Source organism: Pseudarthrobacter sp. MOO14, assembly GCF_058267675.1.
In genome coordinates this window covers 2,911,945-2,931,093 of sequence record NZ_CM177849.1, presented here as the reverse complement: position 1 = coordinate 2,931,093, position 19,149 = coordinate 2,911,945, and the positions used below count along the sequence as shown (strand labels likewise).

Annotated in this window: 25 protein-coding genes; 10 read left to right on the top strand and 15 right to left on the bottom strand. The window is 66.7% G+C overall.

The window, feature by feature from the left end; genetic code table 11:
• Positions 1–42 precede the first annotated feature (42 nt).
• A complete protein-coding gene (locus tag AC4EEV_RS13725; RefSeq protein WP_491329210.1) occupies positions 43–369 on the top strand; it encodes a winged helix-turn-helix transcriptional regulator in 327 nt (108 codons plus the stop codon).
• 214 nt (positions 370–583) lie between these two features.
• Complete coding sequence (locus AC4EEV_RS13720) at positions 584–847, top strand: hypothetical protein (RefSeq protein ID WP_491329209.1); 264 nt, start codon at positions 584–586, stop codon at positions 845–847.
• 9 nt (positions 848–856) lie between these two features.
• Here AC4EEV_RS13720 and AC4EEV_RS13715 read toward each other — a convergent pair whose 3' ends face one another.
• Together AC4EEV_RS13715 and AC4EEV_RS13710 are read right to left on the bottom strand one after the other, a co-directional pair.
• Positions 857–1,606, bottom strand: coding sequence for a 3-hydroxybutyrate dehydrogenase (locus AC4EEV_RS13715; protein WP_285320473.1), 750 nt, complete (start codon positions 1,604–1,606; stop codon positions 857–859).
• A gap of 46 nt (positions 1,607–1,652) precedes the next feature.
• Positions 1,653–3,032 (bottom strand): MFS transporter, encoded by a 1,380-nt coding sequence (locus AC4EEV_RS13710; protein ID WP_109045808.1) that lies wholly within the window; start codon positions 3,030–3,032, stop codon positions 1,653–1,655.
• Between the two features lie 127 nt (positions 3,033–3,159).
• Here AC4EEV_RS13710 and AC4EEV_RS13705 point away from each other — a divergent pair, with 127 nt between their 5' ends.
• Entirely contained in the window at positions 3,160–4,056 is an 897-nt protein-coding gene (locus AC4EEV_RS13705) for a LysR family transcriptional regulator (RefSeq protein WP_109045809.1), read from the top strand.
• A 1-nt stretch (position 4,057) separates the two neighbouring features.
• Here AC4EEV_RS13705 and AC4EEV_RS13700 read toward each other — a convergent pair whose 3' ends face one another.
• From AC4EEV_RS13700 to ccmD, 3 genes are all read right to left on the bottom strand, one after another.
• The gene (locus AC4EEV_RS13700; protein ID WP_018763053.1) at positions 4,058–4,963 is read right to left on the bottom strand and encodes a spermidine synthase; all 906 of its coding nucleotides are present in this window, start codon (positions 4,961–4,963) and stop codon (positions 4,058–4,060) included.
• Positions 4,964–5,071: 108 nt separating this feature from the next.
• Positions 5,072–6,016, bottom strand: coding sequence for a sigma-70 family RNA polymerase sigma factor (locus AC4EEV_RS13695; RefSeq protein ID WP_491329208.1), 945 nt, complete (start codon positions 6,014–6,016; stop codon positions 5,072–5,074).
• 155 nt (positions 6,017–6,171) lie between these two features.
• Positions 6,172–6,921: a heme exporter protein CcmD gene (gene ccmD, locus AC4EEV_RS13690; RefSeq protein WP_491329207.1), complete on the bottom strand. Its 750-nt coding sequence runs from the start codon at positions 6,919–6,921 to the stop codon at positions 6,172–6,174.
• A 192-nt stretch (positions 6,922–7,113) separates the two neighbouring features.
• On the opposite strand from ccmD, the gene AC4EEV_RS13685 reads away from it, so the two are divergent.
• The 5 genes from AC4EEV_RS13685 (at position 7,114) to AC4EEV_RS13665 (ending at position 11,066) form a co-directional block, all read left to right on the top strand.
• Positions 7,114–8,133 (top strand): hypothetical protein, encoded by a 1,020-nt coding sequence (locus tag AC4EEV_RS13685; protein ID WP_491329206.1) that lies wholly within the window; start codon positions 7,114–7,116, stop codon positions 8,131–8,133.
• The gene (locus AC4EEV_RS13680; protein ID WP_026264948.1) at positions 8,133–8,564 is read left to right on the top strand and encodes a phage holin family protein; all 432 of its coding nucleotides are present in this window, start codon (positions 8,133–8,135) and stop codon (positions 8,562–8,564) included. Before AC4EEV_RS13685 ends, AC4EEV_RS13680 begins: the two co-directional genes overlap by 1 nt.
• A complete protein-coding gene (locus AC4EEV_RS13675; RefSeq protein WP_018763048.1) occupies positions 8,561–9,202 on the top strand; it encodes a DUF3618 domain-containing protein in 642 nt (213 codons plus the stop codon). Before AC4EEV_RS13680 ends, AC4EEV_RS13675 begins: the two co-directional genes overlap by 4 nt.
• A gap of 110 nt (positions 9,203–9,312) precedes the next feature.
• The gene (locus tag AC4EEV_RS13670) at positions 9,313–10,491 is read left to right on the top strand and encodes a YihY/virulence factor BrkB family protein (RefSeq protein ID WP_018763047.1); all 1,179 of its coding nucleotides are present in this window, start codon (positions 9,313–9,315) and stop codon (positions 10,489–10,491) included.
• A gap of 317 nt (positions 10,492–10,808) precedes the next feature.
• A complete protein-coding gene (locus tag AC4EEV_RS13665; RefSeq protein WP_018763046.1) occupies positions 10,809–11,066 on the top strand; it encodes a hypothetical protein in 258 nt (85 codons plus the stop codon).
• Positions 11,067–11,085: 19 nt separating this feature from the next.
• Here the strand turns inward: AC4EEV_RS13665 and AC4EEV_RS13660 are convergent, their stop codons facing one another.
• The 5 genes from AC4EEV_RS13660 to AC4EEV_RS13640 are packed head-to-tail and all read right to left on the bottom strand — an operon-like array spanning position 11,086 to position 15,453.
• Positions 11,086–11,820: a glycosyltransferase family 2 protein gene (locus AC4EEV_RS13660; RefSeq protein WP_491329205.1), complete on the bottom strand. Its 735-nt coding sequence runs from the start codon at positions 11,818–11,820 to the stop codon at positions 11,086–11,088.
• A gap of 44 nt (positions 11,821–11,864) precedes the next feature.
• Positions 11,865–13,247: a PIG-L family deacetylase gene (locus tag AC4EEV_RS13655; RefSeq protein WP_491329204.1), complete on the bottom strand. Its 1,383-nt coding sequence runs from the start codon at positions 13,245–13,247 to the stop codon at positions 11,865–11,867.
• A complete protein-coding gene (locus AC4EEV_RS13650; RefSeq protein WP_491329203.1) occupies positions 13,241–14,323 on the bottom strand; it encodes an acyl-CoA dehydrogenase family protein in 1,083 nt (360 codons plus the stop codon). The genes AC4EEV_RS13655 and AC4EEV_RS13650 overlap by 7 nt, the downstream gene beginning before the upstream one ends.
• A 54-nt stretch (positions 14,324–14,377) precedes the next feature.
• The gene (locus tag AC4EEV_RS13645; RefSeq protein ID WP_018763042.1) at positions 14,378–15,070 is read right to left on the bottom strand and encodes an O-methyltransferase; all 693 of its coding nucleotides are present in this window, start codon (positions 15,068–15,070) and stop codon (positions 14,378–14,380) included.
• A gap of 59 nt (positions 15,071–15,129) precedes the next feature.
• On the bottom strand, positions 15,130–15,453 hold the full coding sequence (locus AC4EEV_RS13640) for a thiamine-binding protein (RefSeq protein ID WP_018763041.1): 324 nt from the start codon (positions 15,451–15,453) through the stop codon (positions 15,130–15,132).
• A 122-nt stretch (positions 15,454–15,575) separates the two neighbouring features.
• Between AC4EEV_RS13640 and AC4EEV_RS13635 the strand changes: the two genes are divergently transcribed.
• Together AC4EEV_RS13635 and AC4EEV_RS13630 are read left to right on the top strand one after the other, a co-directional pair.
• Positions 15,576–16,193, top strand: coding sequence for a TetR/AcrR family transcriptional regulator (locus AC4EEV_RS13635; RefSeq protein WP_026264947.1), 618 nt, complete (start codon positions 15,576–15,578; stop codon positions 16,191–16,193).
• Between the two features lie 238 nt (positions 16,194–16,431).
• The gene (locus AC4EEV_RS13630) at positions 16,432–16,656 is read left to right on the top strand and encodes a hypothetical protein (RefSeq protein ID WP_018763039.1); all 225 of its coding nucleotides are present in this window, start codon (positions 16,432–16,434) and stop codon (positions 16,654–16,656) included.
• 96 nt (positions 16,657–16,752) lie between these two features.
• Here AC4EEV_RS13630 and AC4EEV_RS13625 read toward each other — a convergent pair whose 3' ends face one another.
• The 5 genes from AC4EEV_RS13625 to AC4EEV_RS13605 all read right to left on the bottom strand — a co-directional run bounded on the left by AC4EEV_RS13625 (position 16,753) and on the right by AC4EEV_RS13605 (position 19,144).
• Entirely contained in the window at positions 16,753–17,079 is a 327-nt protein-coding gene (locus tag AC4EEV_RS13625; protein ID WP_491329202.1) for a hypothetical protein, read from the bottom strand.
• A gap of 83 nt (positions 17,080–17,162) precedes the next feature.
• The gene (locus tag AC4EEV_RS13620) at positions 17,163–17,420 is read right to left on the bottom strand and encodes a hypothetical protein (RefSeq protein WP_018763037.1); all 258 of its coding nucleotides are present in this window, start codon (positions 17,418–17,420) and stop codon (positions 17,163–17,165) included.
• A 106-nt stretch (positions 17,421–17,526) separates the two neighbouring features.
• The gene (locus AC4EEV_RS13615; protein WP_018763036.1) at positions 17,527–17,838 is read right to left on the bottom strand and encodes an AzlD domain-containing protein; all 312 of its coding nucleotides are present in this window, start codon (positions 17,836–17,838) and stop codon (positions 17,527–17,529) included.
• Positions 17,835–18,626: an AzlC family ABC transporter permease gene (locus tag AC4EEV_RS13610; protein WP_240617796.1), complete on the bottom strand. Its 792-nt coding sequence runs from the start codon at positions 18,624–18,626 to the stop codon at positions 17,835–17,837. Before AC4EEV_RS13610 ends, AC4EEV_RS13615 begins: the two co-directional genes overlap by 4 nt.
• Positions 18,623–19,144, bottom strand: coding sequence for a DoxX family protein (locus tag AC4EEV_RS13605; RefSeq protein WP_491329201.1), 522 nt, complete (start codon positions 19,142–19,144; stop codon positions 18,623–18,625). The genes AC4EEV_RS13610 and AC4EEV_RS13605 overlap by 4 nt, the downstream gene beginning before the upstream one ends.
• Between the last annotated feature and the right edge of the window lie 5 nt (positions 19,145–19,149).

The window sequence follows — 19,149 nt, the reverse complement described above, 5'->3', positions numbered from 1 at the left end:
CTTCCGCAGGCCGTACCACTGCCCCTCGCCTTCGCCGACGGCGTGTTCCCTGCCGGATGCCCCAGCAGGACCCTGCTGGACCACATCACCAGCAAGTGGGGAGTGCTGATCCTGATCGCCCTGTCCGAAGGCGAGCAGCGATGGAGTGATTTGCGGCGCCGGGCCGAGGGCATCAGCGAGAAGATGCTGGCCCAGACCCTGAAGACCCTCGAGCGGGACGGCCTTATCAGCAGGAATGCCCAACCGGTCATTCCACCCCGGGTGGACTACAGCCTCACCGAGCGTGGCTACGAGCTGAGCGGGCTGCTGGTGCCCCTGGTGGCGTGGGCCTTCGAGAACGCGGAGGACATCATTAACAGCAGCCGCTGATGCTCCGCCGGACCGCTGGGGGATGTACCGCACCCAACAGGCAAGTGGTTCCACTGGACAAAACAAGTACTTGTTACTGGTGTTGCTGATGTGAATAGCGCATAGCGTAGGCGTACGGTGCCGGCCGGAATGGGAGGACCATCCTCCGCTGGGAGCGTTCCGCCGACCAACACCGTTAGCAGGCGGCCGGCTGCCGCCTGAAGGGGAGGCTCACATGGCCAAGGGCTACATACAGGACCTTTCCGGCATGGGCCGGCCCGTCAGCCTGCGCGATGCCCTGGTGACAGTATGGCGCCGGGCCAAGGGGGCCGTCAGCCCACGATGCCCCTACCGGGTGGGCGACACCGTGATTGGCGACGACCCCTTCAGCGGCAGGCGCGAAGGGGTCGTCGTATGGCATGATCGCCGGTCAGTGGGGCTGAAGACCACCCATGGCGTCTTCTTCTACGATCACCGCGTGGTCAAACCGATGGACTAGCGGGGTAACCTACCGGGCAGACCAGCCGCCGTCCATGGTGTAGCTGGCCCCCGTGACCATAGCGGCACTGTCGGAGGCCAGCCACGCAACCAGGGACGCCACTTCCTCCGGTTCCACCAAGCGTTTGATGGCCGATTCGGTGAGCATCACCCTGGCCAGGACCTCAGACTCGTCGATCCCGTGCACCTGGGCTTGGTCCGCGATCTGCTTCTCCACCAGGGGCGTGCGGACGTAGCCCGGGTTCACGCAGTTGGAGGTAACACCGTGCTCCCCGCCCTCCAGCGCCGTCACCTTGCTCAAGCCCTCGAGGCCGTGCTTGGCGGATACGTACGCGCTCTTGAACGGGGAAGCACGGATACCGTGCACCGACGACACGTTGATGATGCGGCCAAAGCGGTTGGCGTACATGTGCGGCAGGGCGGCCCGGACCAGCAGGAACGGCGCCTCCAGCATCAGGCTGATGATCCTGCGGAAGTCCGCCGGATCAAAGTCCTCAATGGGGCTGATGCGCTGGATTCCCGCGTTGTTCACCAGGATGTCCACATCCAGGCTGAGGGTGGCCAGGGCGTCCACGTCCAGGAGGTCCACGGCCCAGGCGGTGCCGCCCACCTCGTCGGCGAGCCTGGCAGCTGCGGCGGAGTCGACGTCGGCCACCACCACTTTCGCGCCCTGGGCCGCGAGTGCGCGCACGCAGGCGGCACCGATTCCGCTGGCACCGCCGGTGACCAGTGCCTTGCGTCCATTCAACGTGTTATCCATTGCATTTCTCCTTCATGCGCCCAAACGGTCCAACGGCTCCGGCAGCCTAGCGTTGGCCGGCTGGGAGCAGTCCTTCGCGGGTGGCGTCTTCCTTGTCCACGTCCTCCAGGGCGATGCCCTTGGTTTCCTTCAGGCTCAGCACGGCCACCGCGGTAATGGCACAGGCGACGAGCAGGTAGATGGCCGTCGGCACCCACGAGCCGGTGTCCTTCAGCCACTGGGTGGCCAGGAGCGGCGCCAGCGAGCCGGCGAAGATCGACGTTACCTGCGAGCCGAGGGATGCACCGGAGTACCGCATGCGGGTGGGGAACATTTCGGCCATGATGGCAGGCTGTCCGGCGTACATCAGGCCGTGCAGGCACAGGCCGATGGTGACGGCGAGGACGATGACCACGGCGTTGCGGGTATCGAACATGGGGAAAGCGAAGAACGGCCAGGTGGCACCGAGGATGGCGCCGGCCAGGTACACGGGTTTGCGTCCGATCCGGTCCGCCAGGCGGCCGTACTGCGGGATGATCGCGAAGTGGATGACGTGTGCGATCAGCAGTGCCAGCAGCAGCGAAGAGGTGTCGTACTTGTGCACGCTCTTGAGGTAGACGATCGCGAAGCTGACCACCAGGTAGTACATGATGTTTTCGGCGAACCGCAGGCCCATGGCCTGGAAGATGCCCTTGGGGTACTTGCGGACAACCTCGAACACGCCGTAGCTGACGGCCTGTTCCTTCTCCACCAGTTCCTTGGCTTCGAGGAAGATGGGTGATTCGCTGACGTTGGTGCGGATGTAGTAGCCCACGAACACGATCACCGCGGAGAGCCAGAAGGCCACGCGCCAGCCCCAGCCGAGGAATGCCTCGCTGCTGAGGGTGGTGGACATGATGTAGAGGACCAGGGTGGCCAGCAGGTTGCCCACGGGGACGGCCGCCTGGGGCCAGCTGGACCAGAAGGCGCGGGTTTTGTTCGGGCTGTGTTCAGCCACCAGCAGGACGGCACCGCCCCATTCACCGCCGAGCGCGAAGCCCTGGATGAACCGCAGCGCCACCAGCAGGGCTGGAGCCAAATATCCGATGTCGGCGAAGCCGGGGAGGCAGCCCATCAGGAAGGTGGACACGCCGATGATGACGATGGTCAACTGCAGCGTGGGCTTGCGGCCGAGCTTGTCGCCGATCTGGCCGAAGACGATGCCACCCAGCGGCCGGGCAATGAAGCCCACCGCGTAGGTCAGGAAGGCTTGGATGATTCCGTCCAGGTCATTGCCGGTGGACGGAAAGAAGTACTTGCCAAAGACCAGGGTGGCGGCGGTGGCGTACAAGAAGAACTCGTACCATTCCACCACCGTGCCCACCATGGAGGCGGCAACGATCTTCTTCAGTCCGGTTCCTTTGGGTGCATACCTGGCTTCGTTTGCCTGGCTGTGCTCAACGCTCATGGTTCTCCTCAGTGTCCACATTGACACGTGCTGTGATCTCCAGCACAAGTGACTCAGATGAGTATTGCTGCACAAACTTTGCAGTTCAATGCCCAAAGAGGCACCTGGCATGTGCACAATTGCAGATATGAACGCCAATCCTGACGACCTGCTGGTCCTCCTGGCGGTGTCCCGCTCGGCAAAATTCACGACGGCGGCCCAAGCCCTGGGCTTGAACCACACCACCGTCTCGCGCAGGATCGCCGCGCTCGAGAAGGCGCTTGGTGGCCGGGTACTGTCCCGGGCCGCCGGCGGCTGGGAACTCACGGAGCTGGGCGAGCGTGCCGTGCAGGTGGCCGAACAGGTCGAAGCGGTGCTGGGCACGCTGGGACCGGCCGGCCAGGCACCCGACCCGATTACCGGCGTCGTACGCATGACGGCGACCGACGGCTTCAGCGCCTACATCGCAGCCCCCGCCGTGGCGCGGCTGCGCCGGCACCATCCCGGCCTGAGTGTTGAGGTGGTGACCATGACCCGGCGGGCACTGCAGCAGCGCTCCGGGCTGGACATCGAGGTGGTGGTGGGCGAGCCGCAGGTGCACCGTGCGGAGGCCATCCGGCTGGGCGAATACCGGCTGGGAATGTACGCCTCCCGCACCTACCTCGCCGAGCACGGAACTCCGGCCACCGTGGCCGAACTCAATGAGCATCCCTTGGTCTACTTCGTGGATTCGATGCTCCAGGTGGACGATCTCGATGCGCCGCGGCGGCTGGTGCCGGCCATGCGCGAGGGCCTGACATCAACTAACGTGTTCGTCCATGTGGAGGCCACCCGGGCAGGTGCCGGGGTCGGCTTCCTGCCATGCTTCATGGGCGATCTCCATGACGACCTGGTCCGGTTGTTGCCCGGCGAAATCGGTGAGCTGCTCCCCTACTGGATGGTGCTGCGCCCGGACTCGCTCCGCCGCCCCGCGGTGGCCGCCGTCGTGCAGGCCCTGCGGGAACGGATGGCCGAGCACCGCGGCGCGCTCCTGGGCCGCGGGTAAGTCACCGGATGATTGGCTCAACCGGCTCGTCATGCCGGACCAGCGCGCCGGCCGCGAAGGCCCGGACCTGGGCATCGTCCCAAAGATGGGCGGGGACGGCGCCGCCAAGGAGCCGGCGCCGAAGTTGGGGATCGTCGCCGAACGGGACGTCGCTGCCGGCCATCACCATGTTGCCGTAGCGCCTGCCCTTCAGCATGGCAGGGTCGGCGATGATCACCGTGTGCTTGAAGGCAGCGGCGATGGTGGCGGCGTCCTCACGCGCGTTCTTGAGGTCCGGGGCGTCCCCCGAGTTGGCCACGAACAAGCCGCCCGGCGCCAGGACCCGCTTGGCGTGGGTGGTGAATTCGGCGGTGGTAAGCGGCCGCGGGGTAAAGGCCCCGGCAAAGACATCGCGGATAATGAAGTCCCTGGTGTGCTCCGTGAGGGTTTCGGTCACCGCCCGGGCCTCCCCCACGCGGATGCGGAGCAGCGGCGCCTTCGGGAGGTCGAACCAGCCGCGCACGTATTCAGCCAGCTTGCCGTCCAGTTCCACCACCACTTGCCGGGCATCGGGGTAGGCGGCGGCGAAGTAGCGTGCCATGGAGCACGCACCGCCGCCCAGGTGCAGGCCGCGGAGCTTAGCCGACGATGCGTCCGACGGCGGCCAACGGGACTCAATGAGCGCCGCCATCCACCGCATGTACTCAAAGTCCAGGAACAAGGGGTCGGCGAGGTCGATATGCGAGCTCATGACGCCGTTGATCTTCAGGAGCCAGCCCGTGGAGTTGTCCTGGTCCGCCACCAGCTCGCAGTCGCCGGTGTCAATGTAGTAGACACCCTCCACCGGACCGTCCGGCGCCGTGCCCTTGGGCACCTCCACCACGCCTGCGGACCGGCCCCGGCCTCCCGACTTTCCGCGTTTGGCCATTATTGGGGCCCGCCTTCACTCATGGTTCAACCCTAGTTGAAGCCATCGAACCCCCCGGTCAGCGGGCCTCATGGCGTGAACGCTGTCCCGTGGCCACGCCGGATCCGTTCAACTGGTGCCTGTGCAGTCGAGGCGGCCCCGGCCCGCGACGCCTGGACGGCCGGTCTTCCTGGGCCGCCGGAACGGCACCACCTGGTTGGCCGGCTGGGCCGTCCGCGCTTCCCGTTCCGTCCTCGCCTTGCGGTCCCCGACCGGACCGTCCACGCCGGCGCCTTCTTCCAGCCGGCGCTGCAATTCCGTCAGCACCTTCGCCAGGCGTCGGGAAACCTGCATTTGGGACATACCCAGCCGCTTGCCCAACTGCACCTGCGTTTCCTCGTAGAAATAGCGGCGGTACAGCAGTTCCCGATCCACGTCAGCCAGGTCCTTCATGGCGGCGCGCAGGCCGGCGAGCTCCTCAAGCCTCTCCAGAGGTGTTTCAGGACTGGCCAGCATTTCACCAATGGAGGGGGCATCCGAGTGGGGACTCACTGCGTCGAGGGAATCGGGGTGCATGCTGCTGGAGGCCGACATGGCTTCCAACACGTCCACGGGATCCGCACCCAGCTCTCCGGCCAATTCGGCCACACTGGGGATCCGGCCCAAGGACTGGGTGAGTTCCGGTTCCGCCCTGAACAGGCGGGTCCTCAAGTCCTGGACCTGGCGTGGCGGGCGGACCACCCATGTCCGGTCGCGGAGGTACCTCTTGAGCTCACCGGTGATGGTAGGCGCGGCATAGGCAGGGAAGCTGTCACCCTTGGCCTCGTTGAATCCGCGGGCGGCTTTCACCAGTCCCAGGTAGGCGACCTGGTTCAGGTCCGCCCGTTCCCTGCCGCGTGCTTCAAACCGTGCGGCCAAGGCCTCGGCAAGATCCAGGTACCTCAAAACCATGTCATTTTCGAATGCCCCCTGCGAACGCTCCGAGGCGGCCCGCGGAGATGGCGGATCAGATGTTTCGGCCTGTTGATGGGCCGGGACGGTGTTAGCGGCCAAGGCGGCAAAGGATTCGGGCATGGGTGCTGTTTTCCCTCGGTCTGGTTCCGAAAGCCTGCGGCAAGACTTAGAAGCAGGAAATCATAAGGCTGCTTATAAAACAATCCTTGTCCGCCCGCGCGGGCGTGGGAACGGAAGAAGGAACCGCCTTCCGCCCCCACCCGGAGCAATCCAGCCTAGAGGTCCGCGTGCGGGTTCTTCACGTCGCGCACATCGCGCTCCGCGTCGCTGTTATTGATCCGCCGTCCGGCCTCAGTCCGCGGATCCGCAGCCGGAGAATCAGGGCGCTCTGCGTCGATGGGCCGCGCATCACTGGACTCCGCGTCACCGCCCGCAGCGTCGCTGCCCACAGAGTCATGGTGCCGAGTATCAGAGTGCGGCAGGTCGGTGCCCACAGCGTCACGGTGCCCAGCCTCAGCCTGCGGCAGATCGTTGCCCGCGATGCCATGGCGCCCGGTTTCGCGTTGCACAGCCGGGTGATGCACAGCCGGGTCGTGCCTGCCGCCATGATTGGAAGCCTCGGCCTGCGACTGCCCGTCCCGGGCCGCCCCGTGTACGTCGCGGCCCGTGCCGTCACGACCGACGTCGGGATCCAACTCGTCCGCCTCGCGGGCATGGCCGGCAACGTCGCTGCGGAGGGACTGCGCTTCCCGGCTGCGTTCCTCGGCTTCCTGCCGCAGCCGGGCCGCGTCCACTTGGGCCTGCTCGGCGTCGGCGCGTGCACGGATGGCCTTGGCTTCCCGTTCGCGGGCGTCGAGTTCCATGTTTTCAGCCTTGCGGCGGATCTCGGCCGCTTTTTCCCGATTCTCCTGGTCCCTCTTCTCCTGCATCGCCTTGCGGCGCCGTCCGCCGGAGAGGAGCAGCACAACAATCAGTGCCACGACGACAACCGCAACCACTACCCATACCCATGGAGCTGTATCCATGTTTCCCACCACTTCCCACTTCGTTGTGACCGGGCAGGCCAGAGCCATTCCGGCTGACATTTTTACTCGAACGGTTAGAACCCAATTAGCAAGGGTACTTACCTTTCATTAGTAAACATGCTTACTATTTTACGGCCAGTACCGCTGGTTCTTGATCAGCAACCAGCCTTCTTTCTGAAAGGAAGAGCGAAGATGACAGAGAACCAATGGCCCGAGGACACCGCAAACACGGCCCCTCAGGCACATACAAGAATCCCCGGCGAGCGCCGGCCCGCAAACTTTCCGTCTCCGGCAGCCAGCTATGGCGCTGAGAGCGGAAACGGGTACGCACCCGCCGATTACGAACAAACCCAGACCATGCCGGAGAGTGCCGGCACCGGTTCTGCGTCCTCACGCACCGAAGCTGCCAAGGACGAGGCAGCAGGCGTAGCCAGGACAGCAGCGGGTTCCGCACAGAACGTGGCACAGACGGCCAAAGAAGAGGCAGCCAACGTAGCCTCGGAGGCAAAGTCCAACGCGCAGGACCTGCTGCACCAGGCCAAGTCAGGCCTCACGAGCGAGGCCGCAACGCAGCAGCAGAAGGCTGCAGAAGGCATCCGCAACATTTCCGGCCAGCTGCACAGCATGGCCAGCGCCCCGGACCAGCACGGCATGGCCAGCGACCTGGTCCGGCAGGCGGCCGAGCGGACATCATCGATCGCCACCTGGTTGGAGAACCGGGAACCCGGAGACCTCCTGAACGAGGTCCAGCGGTTTGCCCGCAACCGGCCCGGAACGTTCCTGCTCCTCGCTGCCGGAGCCGGTGTCCTCGCCGGACGCTTGACCCGTGGCCTTACGGCAGGCGCCCCGGAGTCTACCGGCTCAACCGCATCAGCTGCCGCAGGCCTTTCCGGCCAGCACGCAGGCACGACATACCCGGACCAATACGGCCAGCCGCCGGCCGCCGGTGGAGTAGTGCCTCCGCCGCCCGTCCAGCTGCCCGGTCCGGCCACCACCACGGCCGGATACGACGGCGGCGCGCCGGGCAGCAGCTACCCCGAGTCCACGTCGACTGCCAGCGGCCTCGACAGCCCGCAATTGGCGGAGGAACCGTGGTCCGGAAACCAGGTTTCCGACGACCCCCTGCGCGACCGCGAACTGGCCGATGACCCGATGGCGGCTGACCCCTTCACCCGGGACCGCGCCAGGGGCGGCCAGGCTGGCGGACTCTGATGAGCAGCCACATACCTGAGCCGCCGCCAAGCGCGGCGCACGTGAAAGCGGACAACGCCTCACTGGGGGAGTTGCTCGGCGACGTAACGCGGGACTTGTCCACCCTCATGCGCCAGGAAGTCGATCTGGCCAAGGCTGAACTGAAGCAGACCGCCACCCGCGCAGGCAAAGGATCCGGCATGCTGGCCGGCGCTGGGGTTGGCGGACACTTCGTCCTGCTGTTCCTGTCCTTGGCCCTGATGTTCGCCCTCGGCGCCGTCATGCCGCTGGGCTGGTCCGCCCTGATCACTGCCGTGGTCTGGGCCATCATTGCAGCTGTCCTGGCCTCCATGGGCCGCAAGGAACTGAAGCAAATCAAGGGCATGCCCCAGACCGGCGAAACCCTTTCTGAGATACCCCCAACCCTTAAACCAGGTGAGGTAAACCGATGAGCGAAAACCCTGACGTCATCCGCGCAGACATCGAAGCCACCCGGGCACGCCTGGGAACAAACGTGGACGCCGTGGCCGACAAAGTCACGCCGTCCAACATCGTCCACCGGCAGACCGACAAGCTCAAGGATGCGGCCACCGGGATGAAGGAGAAAATCATGGGTGCAGCAGACACCGCCACCACCAACGTCCACAACACCACGGGCGCAGGTGCGCACTCAGCGGCGGACAGCCTGCACCAGGCTGGCGACGCCGTCTCGGCAAAGCTTTCCGATGCCGGCCACGCTGTCTCCCAAACCCCGGGCCAGGTGAAGTCAAAGACCGCTGGCAACCCGCTGGCTGCAGGCCTCATCGCGTTCGGGGCCGGACTCCTGGTCTCGTCGCTGATTCCGCCAAGCCAGAAAGAGCGGGAAGCGGCCGATCAGCTCAAGACGGCAGCCCAGCCACTGGCCGCCGAACTTACTGACGCCGCTAAAAACATGGCCCAGGACCTCAAGGAGCCGGCACAGGAAGCCATGGAAAACGTCAAGGCCACGGCAACCGACGCCGCCCAGAACGTCAAAGCTGAGGGCCAGCACGCAGCCGACGACGTCAAAGACCGTGCCGCAGATGCGAAGGACACCGTCCAAAGCAGCTGACGCTCCGCTTACCGCGGCTCCCTAAAGGCAACACCTAAGACGACAGGCCGGCACCGCCACCCGCGGGGTCGGCCTGTCCTCTTGGCCCCGAGATCGAGAGGACTCCCCCAATGGCCACTCACAACACGTCCGAGACCAGTACCGCGAAGGCGGGCCAGGCCCCCGATCCGAACGATTCGCGAAAACCCGGGAGCCCCCGGGACCTGGAGAAGCCCTCCTGGAAGTACATCGCCAGGAAGACTCTGCGGGAATTCAGCAAAGACCAGTGCCCGGACCTGGCAGCGGCCCTGACCTACTACTCCGTACTTTCGATCTTTCCGGCGCTGCTGGCGCTGGTATCCCTCCTGGGAATCTTCGGCGACCCGCAGAAGACCACCTCCGCCCTGCTGGACATCGTCCAAGGTTTCGCCCCCGGGCAAACCGTGGAGACGATCCGGCCGGTGGTCCAGGACCTCGCGAGTTCCTCGGCCGCCGGCTTCACCCTTGTCCTGGGCCTCCTCACGGCACTCTGGTCCGCGTCCGGCTACGTCGGGGCCTTCGGCAGGGCCATGAACCGTGTCTACGAAGTCGATGAAGGCCGTGCCTTCGTGAAGCTGCGGGGCACCATGCTCGGCGTCACCGTCGTGAACCTGCTGATCGTCGTCGTCATTGCGGCGATGCTCGTGCTGAGCGGCCCCGTGGCAGAATCCGTCGGGAACCTGATCGGGCTTGGAGGCGCCTTCCTGACGGTGTGGAACATCGCCAAGTGGCCGGTCATGCTGGTGCTGATCACCGTGGCGATCGCCATCCTCTACTACGCCACACCAAACGTGAAACAACCGAAATTCCGGTGGATGAGCATGGGTTCGGCCATCGCCTTGGTGGTGTTCCTGCTGGCTTCGCTGGCCTTCGGCTTCTACGTGGCGTACTCCAACAGCTACAACAAGACCTACGGCGCCATTGGCGGTGTCATCGTCGCGCTGCTCTGGCTGTGGATCCTGAACATGTCCCTGTTGTTCGGCGCAGAGTTCGACGCCGAAGTGGAGCGCGGCCGCGAACTTCAAGCCGGCATCAAGGCGGAGGAAACCATTCAGTTACCGCCCCGGGACACCAAAAAGAGCGAGAAACTTCAGCAGCAGATCGAGGAAGACGTCAAGCACGGCAGGGAACTCCGGGAGAAGCACGGCCAGGAGGGCAACGGCGTGCAGAACCAGGGCGAACGGCACCGGGACAAGGTTCGCGAGAAGGTCCGGGCCCGCGCCGAAGAGGGAGAGTCCGACGGCGGGGGCCGGCCGGGCAGCAACATGTAACGGTCCGGGCCGGCCAGGGAGGAAGGGACTAGGCAGGACCTTCCAGAAAGAGGAAAATTCATGGTGAAGGTCCTGTCGAAGTTTCCCGGGCTGTGGGGTCCGGGGCGAAGCGGGGCCGGCGGTGAGATGGCCTCTTCTGAGACCGAGGCCAGTCCCCCCAGTCGCCGTCGGCCCCCCATGGGCCTGCCCTCTTTCGGCGTGACTGGACAAGCCGCGCCTCCTGCAATAGTTTCGTGAATACCTTGCCGGGGCCTTTTGGGAACCGGCGTGGCCGCTGAAGCAGACGGCGGATACAAGCTCCAACCAAATGAGCGAACATGACTGCTACACATTTTGACCAGTTCCTAGCCGAGGCAGTTGTCCCGGACAGGGAGCCCGGACTGGGCCTTGGACGGGACGAGCTCTATGGCCTTTACACCAGCTGGTGCCTCCTGAATAAGGCCGAGCCCCACACCCCGTCCTCCCTGTGGGAGGCGTTGCAGCAGGCAGGCATCGATCCCGACAGCAACAACCTTTCCATGACCGGACCGGCGGCGGCGGACTACATCGTGGCGAGCGCTCCGGACCTCGTGTGACCGCCGGACGCACGCGCCGTCAGGGTTGTGCCAGCGCCAGGAGGTAAGCGGCGAACCCGCCGGGCGCGCGGCCGCTGGTCCGCCCCGAGGTAAGGACGCGCGTGGTGTCAGTGGAAACGATTGCTGCCCCGCCCGCGCGAAGCCGCTCCACCAGGATCCTGTCTTCGTCGCGGTCAATCCCAGGGAAGCCCCCGGCCGCGAGATAGGCCGAAGCGCGGACACCCAGGTTGGCCCCATGGACGTGTGGGTGGTCCTCGGCCAAGGCATGCCGGGCGTGCCAGCGGGCCAACAGCTCGTGGTGTGTCCCATGGGCATCGGGCTCCACGGAGCCAAGGACAAGGTCGGCTCCGGCGGCTGCCAGTTCCAGCTGCCGGAGCAGCCAGTCTTCCGGTACCTGTGAATCGGCGTCGGTGTTGGCCAACCACAGGCGACGTGCCGGAATACCCGCCGCGCCGGAACCGCCCAGGCTTTCCAGCACGGCCCCGCAACCTGCCCGGCGGCTCTTTCCCACACTGTGGAAACCGACGGGCAGGACGCGGAAGCGGAGGTCACGGGCTGCGAAGCCGGCGGCTACCTCGAGCGACCGGTCCGTGCAGGCGTCGAGGACAATAACAACCTCCGCCTCAGTTCCGGGACTGTCCACGGCCAGCCGGTCCGCGGCGGTTCCGGCTGAAGTGAGCGCCCGCTCCAGGGCCTGTTCCTCGTTGTGCGCCGGGATCACGACGGCCACTTTGTCGATCTGCGTTGCCCCCATGCCGTGCCGAAACCCTGCGGCTGGTCCCCCCGGAGCCGCCAGCGTCATGCCACGCCCGTCCCGCGGGCCGGGCACACCAGGAATTCCAGGACGAAGTCCCGCTCCCGGTACAGCCCCGTGGTTGGCCAGCCCAACCGTTGGCGGGCGAGCGCGTGGACGGTGTCGCCGTCGAGCTGCCAGCCGTCGATCGGGTGCCGCCAGTGGCACAGGACCAGGACCCCGCCCGGTTCCAGTGAGGCCTCCACCCGGTCCCACAGGTCAGCGAGCTCGCCGGGGGCCAGGTAGTAGCCGACCTCGGACACCACCAGCAGGTCGAATGTTCCGCCGGGCCAGGAGCCTGGGACCACGCGCTGCTCGACGCGGACCTCGTGGTTGCCGTCAAGCCGTTGCGTGGCTCGGCGAACCGCGGCCCCACTGGCATCAACGGCCAGCAGGCTGCGGCAGCGGCCCGCGAGGTCCTCCGTGAGGGTACCGATGGAGCAGCCCACTTCCAGGCCGCGCTCATAGGTCTCATCCGGGAGGGCCGCGAGGGTGATCGCCCGCTTGCGCCGCTCATACCAGCTCGAGGCGTAGTTCCAGGGGTCGGCGGAGCCGTTATGGACGACGTCGAAGACCTCCTCGGCGTCCTGGCTGGAGTGTGCCGGGCCGGACGCGTCCCGGGGCGGTGTCCAGGCAAACACTTCGTAGCCGCGGGCGAAATGGCCAAGGAAGTCCCGGCTCAGCAGGGTTTCGTCCCCCTGGGCCGGGGACAGCGGCATGACTTGGGTGGCGTGGGCAGCCATGGCACGTTCTTTGGCCGCGCCGGACTCGCCGTCCAGCGGGAACCGGAGCCACGCCCGCCACTGCTGGTCACCGGGCGTGGCCCAATGCCAGTACCAGATGGGGTACTCCAGCAGTGCGTGGCCATTCTTCCGGGCGGTTTCCGCTGCCACGGCACCGAGTGCGTCGTGGTCGGAGTGGCCGTCGGAACGGTAGGGCGCAACCAGGACCAGCTGGTCGGCCCGCCCGGGCAGCCGCGCCGCTGCATCCCTGACGGCAGCGGCGATGGCGTCCGCGTGGGAGCCGAGGCCGCGGTCCGGAAAACCGAGGAAGCGCCACCGGTCCCCCAATCCCAGGACGGTCAGTGCCGCGGCGAATTCCGCCAACCGGGCCTGCGCCAACTCCTCGGGTGAGGTGGTGGGGGAATCCGGGTGGGATCCCTCCCCCGCCGTGCACAGGAGGACTTCCACTTGCGCGCCCAGCGCGGCCAGCCGCGCCATGAGTCCGCCCGCGCCGAGGGTCTCATCGTCAGGATGGGCGGCCAGGACCACGAAGCGCAGCGCAGCGAGTTCATCGGGGCCGAGCGGCAGTTCCGGCGCGACCGACAGTTCGCTTCCGGCCCAGGCTGCTTCGGCGGTGCCTTGGTCCGCGTGCGAGAAGGTCACCACGGGCAGTCACCCTTCAGCGTGAGGCGGCCCAGCTGGGCGTCGTCCCGTGACCCGTGATGCTGGCGCACGTACAGTCCCAGGTCCGCCGTCCGTTTGGCATAACGTTCGTCGAAGGCAAGTGGGGCGGGGCCCCGGTTGGAAAGCACCAGGTGCAGGACGCGTTCGACGGCGGAAGCAACGGTTCCGCGGACACGCTGGGCTTCGCTCCAGGAACTTTGGCCGTGGGCGCCCAGGCTGCCGTCATCGATGCGTGCCGCGGTGCGGGCGAGGTATTGCATGGCGGCAGTGAGGGTGCGGTCCACCTCGCCGAGGGCGGCGAGCGCCACTTGGTCCGGTTCCCTCCCGGCGTCGGCGCCGGCTAGCAGGCCGGCGCGGAAATCGCGGGCCACTCCCACCGCGCCGCCCAGCCAACAAGCGGCAACGCCCATGCCTCCCCAGGCGAAGCCGGGGCGGCTGTGATACCAGCCGGTTCCACCCAGGGCCAGTGCCGGAACGTGGTCGAAGCGCACGGTTCCACTGGGGATCTCCCGGAGGCCGCGCGCCACCCAGGCGGGCTCTTCGCACCGTACCCCGGGGTGGCGGAGGTCGACGGCGAAAGCCGCCCTGCCGCCGTCGTCCGTATGGGCGGTGATGACGGCACGGTCCAGGCTTGCAGCCAAGGAGCACCACGGTTTGGCCCCGTCCAGGACCACCGTGCCGCCGTCGCGGCTGGCCCGCAGGCTGACGCCGGGGGCCTCTGCCGCGAAGACGCCCCATGACGCTCCGACGCCTTCCCCGGGCGGCTGGTCAGCGGTATCCGTGCCGGCAGCTTGGGAAAGAATGGCAATGGCGTCCATATGCGGCTCTAATACCCGGGCTGCCGCCACGTCAATGGCGGCGACAGAGGCCAGGAGCTCCCATAACAGCTGCGTCCGGCCTTCTCCGGGACGCGGCCAGGTTTCGCCCGCTTCCACGGCCAGGGCCAACAGGGCAGTGACGTCGCCTGCAGCGTCCGGAACTGCGCGCAGGAATGAGCTCCATGGGGAGATGCCGGCGTCGGTGGAATCAAAGAAGACAGAAGTGGTTACCGCTTGCAAACGTTCCTCCATCGACGCTGGGGGCGCCCGGCCCCCGGGACGCATCTACACAGCTTACTTACTATTTGGCGGGAGGATGCGGGCAACGGCGAATCCGTCCCAGCCTTTGGAGCCCACGGTCTGTATTACGGTGGCGTCCAGGCGCGGGTGGTTGCCCAAGAGCGTGAGTGCGTCAATGATTCCGGGCGCATTGACCGGATCCATGCCCGGGTCCAGGACCGCACCCTCCCAGATGGTGTTGTCCACCACCACGGTGGCACCCGGCCTGCACAGCCTGACGGCCCACTCAAGGTAGTGGCTGTTGTTCTGCTTGTCAGCGTCAATGAAGATGAAGTCGAACGGTTCCCGGTCCTCTTCCTCAAGGGCGGCAAGGGTGTCGAGCGCCGGCCCCAGCCGGATCTCCACTTTCTCCCCCAGGCCGGCGGCGTCAATGTTCGCCCACGCCACCTCGGCGTGCTGGGGCAGGTATTCGCACGTGACCAGCGTGCCACTGGGCGGAAGGCCCCGGCCCAGCCAGATGGTGCTGTAGCCGGCCAGCGTTCCGATTTCCAGGATGCGGCGGGCCCCGGACATCTGGACCAGCAGCTTCAGCAGCTTCCCGGCGTTGGGTGCCACCTCGATGGCGGGCATCCCGGCATCCGCCGCCGCCCGGATGGCCTGCTGGAGGGCCGCATCCGGATGCACCACGGTTCGGGACAGGAACTCTTCGGTGGCTATCCACTCCGGACGGGGCTTGTGCTCGAACATGGGCACAGTTTGGCACGGGGCGCCGTGGGGGTCCAGATGCGTCCGGTCCTCCCGCGGGCTCAGGATTCCTGGGCCAGTGCGCCTTCCAGGCGGTCCACTTTCGCGGTGATTTCGCCCGAGTAACCCGGCCGGATATCAGCCTTGATCACCAGCGACACCCGGCTGCCGTAACGTCCCACAGCCTCGGTGGCACGCTTGACGACGTCGAACACCTCGTCCCATTCACCCTCGATGGTGGTGAACATCGAATCCGTCTGGTTGGGCAGACCCGACTCCCGGACGATCTTCACCGCGGCGGCAACGGCGTCGTGCACTGAAGCGTCGTCGGGCCTGGCGCCCTCGCTGGGAACACCTGAGGGAGCCACGGAAAATGCAAGCAACATGCCCCCAGTGTCCCACGCGGATCCCGGCCGCCGCAGGCTGGACCACCGGCAGCGGCCGTCACATAAGCGCCTACCCTGCGGTAACCATGCCGGCCGGAGCCTCCGTTGCTAACCTGTTGGCCATGAGCCTCGCAGTCGCCCGAAAGCCCCTCCGTGCGGACGCAGCGCGGAACGTGGACAAGATCATCACGGCGGCGCGCCAGTGTTTCCGGGAATTCGGTCCCGAAGTGCCGCTCCAAACCATCGCAACAACGGCCGGAGTGGGCCCGGCTACCCTGTTCCGGAACTTCGCGGACAAGGAAGAACTGGTCCTCGCTGCGCTCAACCGGCAACTCCGCCTTACCGTGGACCCCGTCATGGACGGCGCCCTGGCCGATATCGACGCCACAGCGGGGTTGCTGCGCGTACTCGAAGCACTGATGGCAGCCGCCAGCGCCGACGCCAACCTGCTGTGCGCCGTCGCCGGGCGGCGGGAACTCCTCACCGGGATCACCGGTTCGCTCATGGAGTCCATCAGTGTGCTGCTGGTCCGGGGACAAGGACAGGGCACGCTGCGTGCCGACATTTCCATGACCGACATGTTCCGGCTGCTTGCCATGCTGATCGGCGTGGTGGACACCATGGAGCCCGGCTCCGATGCGTGGCGGCGGCCCCTGGCGCTGGTGGAGGATGCCATCCGCGCCGACCGGCCGGCGCGTCCGCTTCCCGCGCACGTGCCTGTCCCGGCCCCCACAGCCTGAACCGGCGCTGGCCCACTGGCCATCCGCCGCGGCGCCGTGCCAGGTCCGGCGCCGTGCCAGGTCCATTGCCGGGTGGGGTCCATTGCCGGGCGGGATACATTGTGGGGCGGTTACATTGTGGGGGCCTTGTCCAGTGCCATAGAATCTGGAGAGGTTAAGCAGCCAGCCGCGGGAATTTCAGCTGGAGGCGACCCATGAGCAATTTTGCGCCCTTCCGCCGCGCAATGGCAGCACTGCAATGAACAGTTCACACCTTGTCCGCTACCTCACGGACCCCCGTGGCCCCGAGGAAGTCCTCCCGGCCCTGGAGCCTGCGGAACTCGCGGAGCTGCTGGACGCCCTCTACCAGAACCTTGATACGCCAGAGCCCGAGTTCGGCGCCGAGGCGTGGTACGAGATGGCAGTCGAGGAAAGCTGCCGCAGGGCCGCTTCGCCCGATGGAGCCAGCCAAAGACTGGCTTAGCCAGCGAGCCCCCGCCCGGGGCTCATCCCGGACAGCACGGAAATACAACCCGCCCCTGCTCGATACCGGGCACGGCAGTCAGGATTATTCCGGGGCCTATTCTGCAGCATCGCCTTTGCCCTCGGGCCGGCCCGGTTCGGTGTCGTGGGCATGCGGGTGGTGTTCGTGGAACTCGTTGGGGACGTGTTCTTTCGCTTCCATCAGGTGCTGCTGCAGCTTTTCTTCCGCATCCCGGCGCCGCCTGGCAGTGTCCCGCAGTTCCCGGGTTCCTTCCGAGCCGCGGGGATTAAGATAGGCGGACCGCTGCTTCGCAGGCTGCTCCGCTGGCGAACTCCCGGCGGAGTAATCTTCCGGCCTGTCTTTCCCGGCGTCCTCGGTGCCCTGGCCGTCTTCCGGCCCGGCGGGCCGTGACTGTTCGTCCATTTCGGTTCCTCCTTTGTGGCAGCGCCCGTGAGGGCCGCCTCTGTTCCAGTGCACCATACGCGGCACCCGGAAGGCTGGGGGCGTTAGGCCCTGCCGCCCTCAGCCCGCTTGCGGACCTCCCGGCGCACCAGGGCTTGCAAGGCAGGGGCGGACGACGACGGGTCCAGGTCGAGTGCCGCCTGCAGCCTCTGCGACAGGATTTCCAGGTCCTCCGGCGGCACGTCCGACAGGCCTGCAAAGCGCTTGAAGAAACGTTTGGCGGGAAGTCCCGCCCGGCGTCGAGCATTTTTTTGCCGGGGACCGCCCGCCAAGTCCCTTGCCACCTGCAGCTTGTTTTCCATGGGTGCCGTTCATCGCGAATGCCGTGGCCAGCTGCATAAGCCGATTTCATGATACAACCGGCAAACCACGCAGGGCGTGATCTATATCACTCTGTGATGCTGGTGGTCAGTTCCAGCCCAGCAGCCTCAGCAGCGCCGCGGTTCCTGCCCCGGCGATAACCACCACCAGGAAAGGCGCCCGGAACGCCAGGGCCACCGCGGCCGCGGCCAGCGCACCCAGCCGTGCGTCGGCGGCCAGCGCCTGTCCGGAGGCCACGGCGTTGACCACGGTCAGCGAGGCGAGCAGCCCGATGGTCATGGTGCCGGCAATACGCGAGGCACGAGGGTCCGCCAGGAGCTTGGCAGGAACGAAATACCCCACGAGTTTCCACGCGTAGGCAAGGGCACACGCGATCAGCAGCCAGATCCACAGGCTCATGGGGCGGCCGCCGGGCCAGTGGTGTCGCCGCGCTCCGCGGCGCCTGCCTGCGGTGCACTCCCGCGAGCGTGGCGGCCGGCCGGGTGCCCGTATGGCTCGATGTCCGGTTCGAGGCCTTCGTCACGCCGGCCGTGGCTTAGCCATCCCGCCAGCGCCGCCACCACAGCTGCCACCAGGATAGGGACCCCCGGCGGCACGAACGGCACGGCAATCACGGTGGCTACGGCGCACGCCACCGCGATCGCAACGGGCTCCCGGCCCTTTAGCCGCGGCCAGAGCAGTGCGAGGAACGCTGCCACGGCGGCGCCATCGAGTCCCCACCTCTTGGGATCGCCCAGGCCGCTCCCGGCCAGGGCGCCTACGAGCGTGAAGATGTTCCACAGCACATAAATGCCAATCCCGGCGGTCCAGAATCCGCGGCGCTGCTCGGCCGGATCCGTCTGTCCGGTGCTGGTGGCGGTGGACTCGTCGATGGTCAGCTGCGCACCCACGTACTTGCGCCAGCCGCTGGGCCTCAGCAGCGCGTTCAACTGCATGCCGTAGATGCCGTTGCGCATGCCCAACAAGGTGGCGGCGCTCATGGCCGCGATACCCGAGCCTCCTCCGGCAACGACACCGATGAACGCGAACTGCGAGCCGCCGCTGAACAGGAGCAGGCTCAGCGCCATGGTCTGCCACAGGTTGAGGCCGGACGTCACTGACAACGCCCCAAAGGAGATTCCATACAGGCCGGTAGCGATGCTGATGGAGATTCCCACTTTCACCGCGGGCGAGCCCGTCAGTTTCACGGCCGGCGTCCCGGCGGGCACCCTGGCGAGGCCGGCTTCCGCAGGCTCCAGGCCCACAGGATCAGTGGCGCCTGCAGCGGGAGCCGCAGCGAGTGGATCTTCCGGCGGGGCGAACCCTCCGGACCGTACGCCCGCACCAGGGCGTCGACGTGCCCTGCCAGGAATGCGGTGAACATTCCGGTGAGGGCGGTGGCAGTCAGCTTCCGGGTAGGCGGGAGGAGGACGCCGACGGCGGCAGCCAGTTCCAGCAGCCCGCTCACCGCGATCCATTCGTCCCGGGAAAGGAGCGCCAGCGGGTGCTGGGGCACCTGGGGCAGACCGGGTTGCGGATCCACGCGGCAGAGGTATTCCGGAACAACGTCACGGAAGAAACCAGGGTCGCGGAAATGCTTGCCGGCACTGGCCAGCAGGAGGGCACCCATGGCAGCGGCGGACAAGCCTTGGAGTGGAAGGCAGTGCAAGGGCAGGACGTGCAAGGGCAGGCCCTGGACAGCGGGGCCGGACCGGGGAAAAGACATGGAAC

Coding starts and splice junctions, on each gene's coding strand:
- AC4EEV_RS13675 (WP_018763048.1), top strand. CDS start 8,561: ATGAGCGAAAACCCTGACGTCATCCGCGCAGACATCGAAGCCACCCGG.
- AC4EEV_RS13670 (WP_018763047.1), top strand. CDS start 9,313: ATGGCCACTCACAACACGTCCGAGACCAGTACCGCGAAGGCGGGCCAG.
- AC4EEV_RS13640 (WP_018763041.1), bottom strand. CDS start 15,453: ATGTTGCTTGCATTTTCCGTGGCTCCCTCAGGTGTTCCCAGCGAGGGC.
- AC4EEV_RS13615 (WP_018763036.1), bottom strand. CDS start 17,838: ATGAGCCTGTGGATCTGGCTGCTGATCGCGTGTGCCCTTGCCTACGCG.
- AC4EEV_RS13705 (WP_109045809.1), top strand. CDS start 3,160: ATGAACGCCAATCCTGACGACCTGCTGGTCCTCCTGGCGGTGTCCCGC.
- AC4EEV_RS13685 (WP_491329206.1), top strand. CDS start 7,114: ATGACAGAGAACCAATGGCCCGAGGACACCGCAAACACGGCCCCTCAG.
- AC4EEV_RS13630 (WP_018763039.1), top strand. CDS start 16,432: ATGAACAGTTCACACCTTGTCCGCTACCTCACGGACCCCCGTGGCCCC.
- AC4EEV_RS13695 (WP_491329208.1), bottom strand. CDS start 6,016: ATGCCCGAATCCTTTGCCGCCTTGGCCGCTAACACCGTCCCGGCCCAT.
- AC4EEV_RS13680 (WP_026264948.1), top strand. CDS start 8,133: ATGAGCAGCCACATACCTGAGCCGCCGCCAAGCGCGGCGCACGTGAAA.
- AC4EEV_RS13715 (WP_285320473.1), bottom strand. CDS start 1,606: ATGGATAACACGTTGAATGGACGCAAGGCACTGGTCACCGGCGGTGCC.
- AC4EEV_RS13605 (WP_491329201.1), bottom strand. CDS start 19,144: ATGTCTTTTCCCCGGTCCGGCCCCGCTGTCCAGGGCCTGCCCTTGCAC.
- AC4EEV_RS13660 (WP_491329205.1), bottom strand. CDS start 11,820: ATGGGGGCAACGCAGATCGACAAAGTGGCCGTCGTGATCCCGGCGCAC.
- AC4EEV_RS13665 (WP_018763046.1), top strand. CDS start 10,809: ATGACTGCTACACATTTTGACCAGTTCCTAGCCGAGGCAGTTGTCCCG.
- ccmD (WP_491329207.1), bottom strand. CDS start 6,921: ATGGATACAGCTCCATGGGTATGGGTAGTGGTTGCGGTTGTCGTCGTG.
- AC4EEV_RS13645 (WP_018763042.1), bottom strand. CDS start 15,070: ATGTTCGAGCACAAGCCCCGTCCGGAGTGGATAGCCACCGAAGAGTTC.
- AC4EEV_RS13635 (WP_026264947.1), top strand. CDS start 15,576: ATGAGCCTCGCAGTCGCCCGAAAGCCCCTCCGTGCGGACGCAGCGCGG.
- AC4EEV_RS13700 (WP_018763053.1), bottom strand. CDS start 4,963: ATGGCCAAACGCGGAAAGTCGGGAGGCCGGGGCCGGTCCGCAGGCGTG.
- AC4EEV_RS13625 (WP_491329202.1), bottom strand. CDS start 17,079: ATGGACGAACAGTCACGGCCCGCCGGGCCGGAAGACGGCCAGGGCACC.
- AC4EEV_RS13710 (WP_109045808.1), bottom strand. CDS start 3,032: ATGAGCGTTGAGCACAGCCAGGCAAACGAAGCCAGGTATGCACCCAAA.
- AC4EEV_RS13620 (WP_018763037.1), bottom strand. CDS start 17,420: ATGGAAAACAAGCTGCAGGTGGCAAGGGACTTGGCGGGCGGTCCCCGG.
- AC4EEV_RS13720 (WP_491329209.1), top strand. CDS start 584: ATGGCCAAGGGCTACATACAGGACCTTTCCGGCATGGGCCGGCCCGTC.